At 71.2% G+C, this 5,516-nt stretch carries 5 protein-coding genes, 1 tRNA gene and 1 pseudogene; 6 read left to right on the top strand and 1 reads right to left on the bottom strand.

The annotated features are described in order from the left end of the window. Nucleotides 1-107 precede the first annotated feature (107 nt). The gene (locus ACTHMS_RS05905) at nucleotides 108-1,469 is read left to right on the top strand and encodes a M1 family aminopeptidase (RefSeq protein WP_440305749.1); all 1,362 of its coding nucleotides are present in this window, start codon (nucleotides 108-110) and stop codon (nucleotides 1,467-1,469) included. Nucleotides 1,470-1,484: 15 nt separating this feature from the next. Here the strand turns inward: ACTHMS_RS05905 and ACTHMS_RS05910 are convergent, their stop codons facing one another. Further along, entirely contained in the window at nucleotides 1,485-2,684 is a 1,200-nt protein-coding gene (locus ACTHMS_RS05910) for a pyridoxal phosphate-dependent aminotransferase (RefSeq protein WP_440305750.1), read from the bottom strand. A gap of 125 nt (nucleotides 2,685-2,809) precedes the next feature. Between ACTHMS_RS05910 and ACTHMS_RS05915 the strand changes: the two genes are divergently transcribed. From ACTHMS_RS05915 to rplA, 5 genes and pseudogenes are all read left to right on the top strand, one after another. Continuing rightward, a tRNA-Trp gene (locus tag ACTHMS_RS05915) sits at nucleotides 2,810-2,882 on the top strand. A 95-nt stretch (nucleotides 2,883-2,977) separates the two neighbouring features. Further along, nucleotides 2,978-3,157, top strand: a pseudogene (gene secE / locus ACTHMS_RS05920) (preprotein translocase subunit SecE); the annotation flags it as partial. Nucleotides 3,158-3,299: 142 nt separating this feature from the next. Next, nucleotides 3,300-4,154, top strand: coding sequence for a transcription termination/antitermination protein NusG (gene nusG / locus ACTHMS_RS05925; RefSeq protein ID WP_440305753.1), 855 nt, complete (start codon nucleotides 3,300-3,302; stop codon nucleotides 4,152-4,154). A gap of 42 nt (nucleotides 4,155-4,196) precedes the next feature. Next, complete coding sequence (gene rplK, locus ACTHMS_RS05930; RefSeq protein WP_440305751.1) at nucleotides 4,197-4,628, top strand: 50S ribosomal protein L11; 432 nt, start codon at nucleotides 4,197-4,199, stop codon at nucleotides 4,626-4,628. Nucleotides 4,629-4,701: 73 nt separating this feature from the next. Next, nucleotides 4,702-5,421: a 50S ribosomal protein L1 gene (gene rplA, locus ACTHMS_RS05935; RefSeq protein ID WP_440305752.1), complete on the top strand. Its 720-nt coding sequence runs from the start codon at nucleotides 4,702-4,704 to the stop codon at nucleotides 5,419-5,421. The last annotated feature ends 95 nt before the right edge of the window (nucleotides 5,422-5,516 follow it).

Here is a 5,516-nt window from a genome sequence, read left to right on the forward strand (position 1 = left end):
CGCGGCCTGGGGCCGGCGGGCGCGCCCCCGTGACCGACCGTGTGTCCCCCGGCCCCGTCGTTTCCCGGCCCTGGAAACGACTGGGGCGGGGGACAAGGCGCCTCTTCGTGGTGTCTGCGCTGCTGCTGGTCACGTTGGGCGCGCCCTGGGCGGGTGCTGCGACCGGGCCGGCCGCACCTGCCGCGGTCGCCGCCTGCCCGGCCGTGCGGGCGGCGCCCAACAGGTCGCGTCCGCAGGTGTCGCTCGACCTCACCCTGGGCGCGCACCACGGCCAGGTGAGCGGCACCGAACAGGTCGTGTTCCGTCCCGACCGGCCGATCGACCGGCTCGTCCTCCGGCTCACCGCGAACAGCACCTATCTCGTGCGGATGGGCACGCGGGTGCACGTGTCCGCGGCGTCGGCGTCGCCCGCGGGCGGGCGCTTCGGCTTCGCCCGTGCCGGCGCGTCCGCCGCGACGCAGGGCGGCCTGCTCGTCATCCCGCTGACCCGCACGGTCGCGGCCGGCACGGTGGTGCGGGCGAGCGTCCGGTTCGAGGTGACGCTCGGCGCCCGCACCGGCGACCGCATCGGACGCAGCAACGGGTTCGCGTGGTTCGGCTCGGCGCAACCGCTGCTCGCCTGGCAGCGCGGGTACGGCTGGCACACCGAGCCGATGATCTCGTTCCCGGCCGAGACGGCCACGAGCGAGGCGGCGGACACGACCATCCGGCTGTCCGCCCCGGCCGCTGACACGGTGATCGGCACCGGCCGGCCGGCGGTCACCTCGAGTGGCGGGGGACGACGCGTCTGGACGGCGCACCCCGGCCTCGCCCGCGACATCAGCCTCGCCGCGGGGCCGTTCCGGGTGGTCGACCGCACCGTCGGCCGGGCCGCCCTGCGGGTCGGCGCACCGACCGTGGCCGCCGCCCGCGCGATCGCCGACCGCACGGCGCGCGCGATGACGGTGCTCGCGAACCGGTTCGGCGCCTTCCCGTTCGGCAGCCTGTCGATGGCGCGGCTGCCCGGCTCGGGCTTCGGTGGCATCGAGTACCCCGGCGCGGTGCAGCTGTTCGACGCGGACGAACCGACCGTCACCCACGAGACGGCGCACCAGTGGTTCTACGGGATGGTCGGCGACTCGCAGTCGCGTGACCCGTGGCTCGACGAGGCGTTCGCCGAGTACGCGCAACGTCTCGTCGACGGCACGCCCGAGCCACGTGGCGACCTGACCGCCGCGGGCGCCGTCGGCCGGTCGGTGCAGTCGTACGGCACCGACGTGAACGGCTACTACTTCGTCACCTACGCGAAAGGCGCCGCGGCGCTGGAGGCCGCGCGGCGAGCAGCAGGGGCGACCGCGTTCGACGCGGCGCTGCGCTGCTACGTGCGGGCGAACGCCTGGCGCATCGCGACCCCGGCCGACCTCGCGCGCTCGCTGGCCCGCGTGCCGGCGGCGATCACCGCGCTGCGCCGCGCCGGCGCCCTGCCCTGAGCGGGGTGTGAGCCCTCAGCTGTCGGCGACGAGCTTGGCGATCCGGCCGATGCCCTCGGCGAGGTCGTCGTCGCCGAGCGCGTAGCTCAGGCGCACGTAGCCGGGCGTGCCGAAGGCCTCGCCGGGCACGACGGCCACCTCGACCTCGTCCAGGATCAGGTTGGCGAGCTCGGCCGAGTCGGCGGCGGTCCTGCCACGCAGCGGACGGCCGAGCAGGCCCTTCACCGACGGGTAGACGTAGAAGGCGCCCTGCGGCTCGGGGCAGATCACGCCGGGGATCTCACGCAGCAGCTGCACGGCGAGCTGCCGGCGCCGGTCGAAGGCCGAGCGCATCTCGGCGACCGCCGAGAGATCGCCGCTGACCGCCGTCAGCGCCGCGACCTGGGCGACGTTCGAGACGTTCGACGTCGCGTGCGACTGCAGGTTCGACGCCGCCTTGATGACGTCGGTGGGGCCGATCATCCACCCCACCCGCCAGCCGGTCATGGCGTAGGTCTTGGCGACACCGTTGAGCACGACGACCTGCTCGCCGGCCGTGTGCGCGATCGAGGTCATCGTCGCGCCGCCGTAGACCAGGTGCTCGTAGATCTCGTCGGTGACCGTCCACAGGCCGTGCTCGTTCGCCCACGCGCCGATGGCCGCGACGTCCTCCGGGGCGTAGACGGCACCGGTCGGGTTCGACGGGCTGACGAACAGCAGCACCTTGGTGCGGTCGGTGCGGGCCGCCTCGAGCTGCTCGACGGTCGCGAGGTATCCGGACGTCTCGTCGGTGACCACCTCGACCGGCACACCGCCGGCGAGCTTGATCGCCTCCGGGTAGGTCGTCCAGTACGGCGCCACCAGCAGCACCTCGTCGCCCGGGTCGAGCAGGGTGGCGAAGGCGTTGTAGACGGCCTGCTTGCCGCCGTTGGTGACGAGCACCTGCGCCGCGCCGACCGAGTAGCCGGTGTCGCGCAGGGTCTTCGCGGCGATCGCCTCGCGCAGCTCGGGCAGGCCGGCCACCGGCGTGTAGCGGTGGTACTTCGGCTGCCTGGCGGCCGCGACGGCCGCCTCGACGATGTAGTCGGGGGTGGGGAAGTCGGGCTCGCCGGCGCCGAAGCCGATCACCGGGCGGCCGGCGGCCTTGAGCGCCTTGGCCTTCGCGTCCACGGCCAGGGTGGCGGACTCGGCGATGGCCCCGATGCGGTCGGATACGCGTGCTCCCATGCGTCCCATCGTTCCAGACCGGTCCACCGCGATCGGGGCGAGGTTTGGAGACCGCGCGGCGTCCTGCGTAGACTGCTCCATCGGGTCCCCGAGACTCTGCGCAAGCATGCGCGCGATTCGGGGGCTCACGCTCTAGGGGCGTGGCTCAATTGGTAGAGCACCGGTCTCCAAAACCGGCGGTTGCAGGTTCGAGTCCTGTCGCCCCTGCGCTGTTGTGAAGCAGTGTTCCCGCTGACGAGGAGTAGGTCATGACTGCCACCCGCTCGGACGCGACCCCGTCGCGCCAGGCCCCCGGCCGGGGCGGCAAGCCGGTGCGTCTCGTGCGCGAGAGCGTCGGCGAGATGCGCAAGGTGCTGTGGCCGTCACGCAGCGAGCTCGTCACCTACGCCATCGTCGTGATCGTGTTCGTCGCGATCATGGTCGCGATCGTCGCGGGTCTGGACATCGGCTTCGCCAAGCTGGTCCTGACGCTGTTCGGCTGAGGCGCTCCGCCCCGGCCCACCATCCCGAGCAAGATCGCCCAAGAGAAGAGAGATCGTGTCCGAGTACGACGACGCCGCCGCGCGCGGGCTGGACGACCCGTTCAGCTCACCGGCCGGCGGCTCCTCGAACAACGCCGAGCGCCTGGACTACAGCGAGGCCGCGCACCTGCTCGGCGCGGACGACGACGACGCACCCTCGCCGGAGGAGGCGGCCGCCTCCGTCGACGACGAGCCCGGCATCGCCGACCCGGTGGCGGACAGCGCCGAGAACGAGGCCGACGAGATCACCGAGGCCGACGACGAGGCGGGCGACACCAGCGCGGACGAGCCGGCCGCCGAGGCCGAGCAGGCCGACGAGCCCGTCGACACGGTCGACGAGGACGAGGACCCGGTCGAGGCGCTACGCAAGCAGCTGGTCACCCAGTTCGGCGACTGGTACGTCGTGCACTCGTACGCGGGCTACGAGAACAAGGTGAAGACCAACCTCGAGAGCCGCATCCAGAGCCTGGACATGGAGGACTACATCTTCCAGGTCGAGGTGCCGACCGAAGAGGTCGTCGAGATCAAGAACGGCAAGCGCCAGCAGGTGCAGCGCAAGGTCTTCCCGGGCTACATCCTGGTGCGCATGGACCTCAACGACGAGTCGTGGGGCGCCGTCCGGAACACCCCGGGCGTCACCGGCTTCGTCGGCGCCACGTCGCGTCCGTCGCCGCTCTCCATCGACGAGGTCGTGAAGATCCTCGCCCCGGCCAGCAAGCGCGCCGCGGCGGTGGCCGGCGGCGGCAAGGCCGCGGCGGCCGGTGTCGACAAGCCCAAGATCGAGGTCGTCGACTACAACGTCGGCGAGTCGGTCACGGTCATGGACGGCCCGTTCGCCACCCTGCCGGCGACGATCAGCGAAATAGACCCGGTGCACCAGAAGTTGCACGTCCTGGTGTCCATCTTCGGCCGCGAGACGCCCGTCGAGCTGGCCTTCAGCCAGGTCGCGAAGCTCTAAGCCCGCGCCCGTCGAAACACCCCGTCGAGAAGAAGAGAAGTCATGCCTCCCAAGAAGAAGCTCGCCGCGATCATCAAGCTGCAGATCAAGGCGGGCGCCGCGAACCCGGCGCCGCCGGTCGGCCCCGCGCTCGGCCAGCACGGCGTCAACATCATGGAGTTCTGCAAGCAGTACAACGCCGCGACCGAGTCGCAGCGCGGGCAGATCGTCCCCGTCGAGATCTCGGTCTACGAGGACCGCTCGTTCACCTTCGTCACCAAGACCCCGCCGGCCGCCCGCCTGCTGCTGGCCGCCGCCGGTGTCGACAAGGGCAGCGGCGAGCCGCACAAGACCAAGGTCGCCAAGGTGACCATGGACCAGGTGCGCGAGATCGCCCAGACCAAGATGGAAGATCTCAACGCCAACGACGTCGAGCAGGCCGCCAAGATCATCGCCGGCACCGCCCGCTCGATGGGCATCACCGTCGAGGGCTGACGCCCTCACCCACCGTGGGAGGACGCGGCACCGGGTCGCGTCCGCTGACCACTGACCAGAGAGAAGCACCGCAGTGAAGCGCAGCAAGTCCTACACGAAGGCCGCCGAGCTCATCGAGGCCGGCAAGATCTACAGCCCGCTCGAGGCCGCCAACCTGGCCAAGGAGACGTCCCCGACCAAGTTCGACGGCACGGTCGAGGTCGCCCTCCGGCTCGGCGTCGACCCGCGCAAGGCCGACCAGATGGTGCGCGGCACCGTCAGCCTGCCGCACGGCACCGGCAAGACCGCCCGCGTCATCGTCTTCGCGACCGGTGACAAGGCCGCCGAGGCCGAGGCCGCCGGCGCCGACCGCGTCGGTAGCGACGACCTGATCGCCGACATCCAGAACGGCTTCCTCGACTTCGACGCCGCCATCGCGACCCCCGACCAGATGGCGAAGGTCGGCCGCATCGCCCGCGTGCTCGGCCCGCGCGGTCTCATGCCGAACCCGAAGACCGGCACGGTCACCCCGGACGTCGCCAAGGCCGTCCAGGACATCAAGGGCGGCAAGATCGCGTTCCGCGTCGACAAGCAGGCCAACCTCCACCTCATCATCGGCAAGACGTCGTTCTCGCCGCAGCAGCTGGTCGAGAACTACGCGGCCGCGCTGGACGAGGTGCTGCGTAGCAAGCCGTCGGCCGCGAAGGGCAAGTACCTCAAGAAGGTCACCTTCTCGACGACCATGGGTCCCGGCATCCCGGTCGACTCGAACCGCACCCGCAACCTGCTAGAGGACACCGCCGCGGAGGCTTGATCAATTCCCAGACGACGGCCGTCACCTTCCAGATAGGGTGACGGCCGTCTCTTTTGTTCTGCTTGCTGTGAATGCCAGAAACAACCTGTCCGGAG

Source organism: Jatrophihabitans sp. (assembly GCF_051960575.1).
In the GTDB taxonomy this organism is placed as follows: domain Bacteria; phylum Actinomycetota; class Actinomycetes; order Mycobacteriales; family Jatrophihabitantaceae; genus JBQCEE01.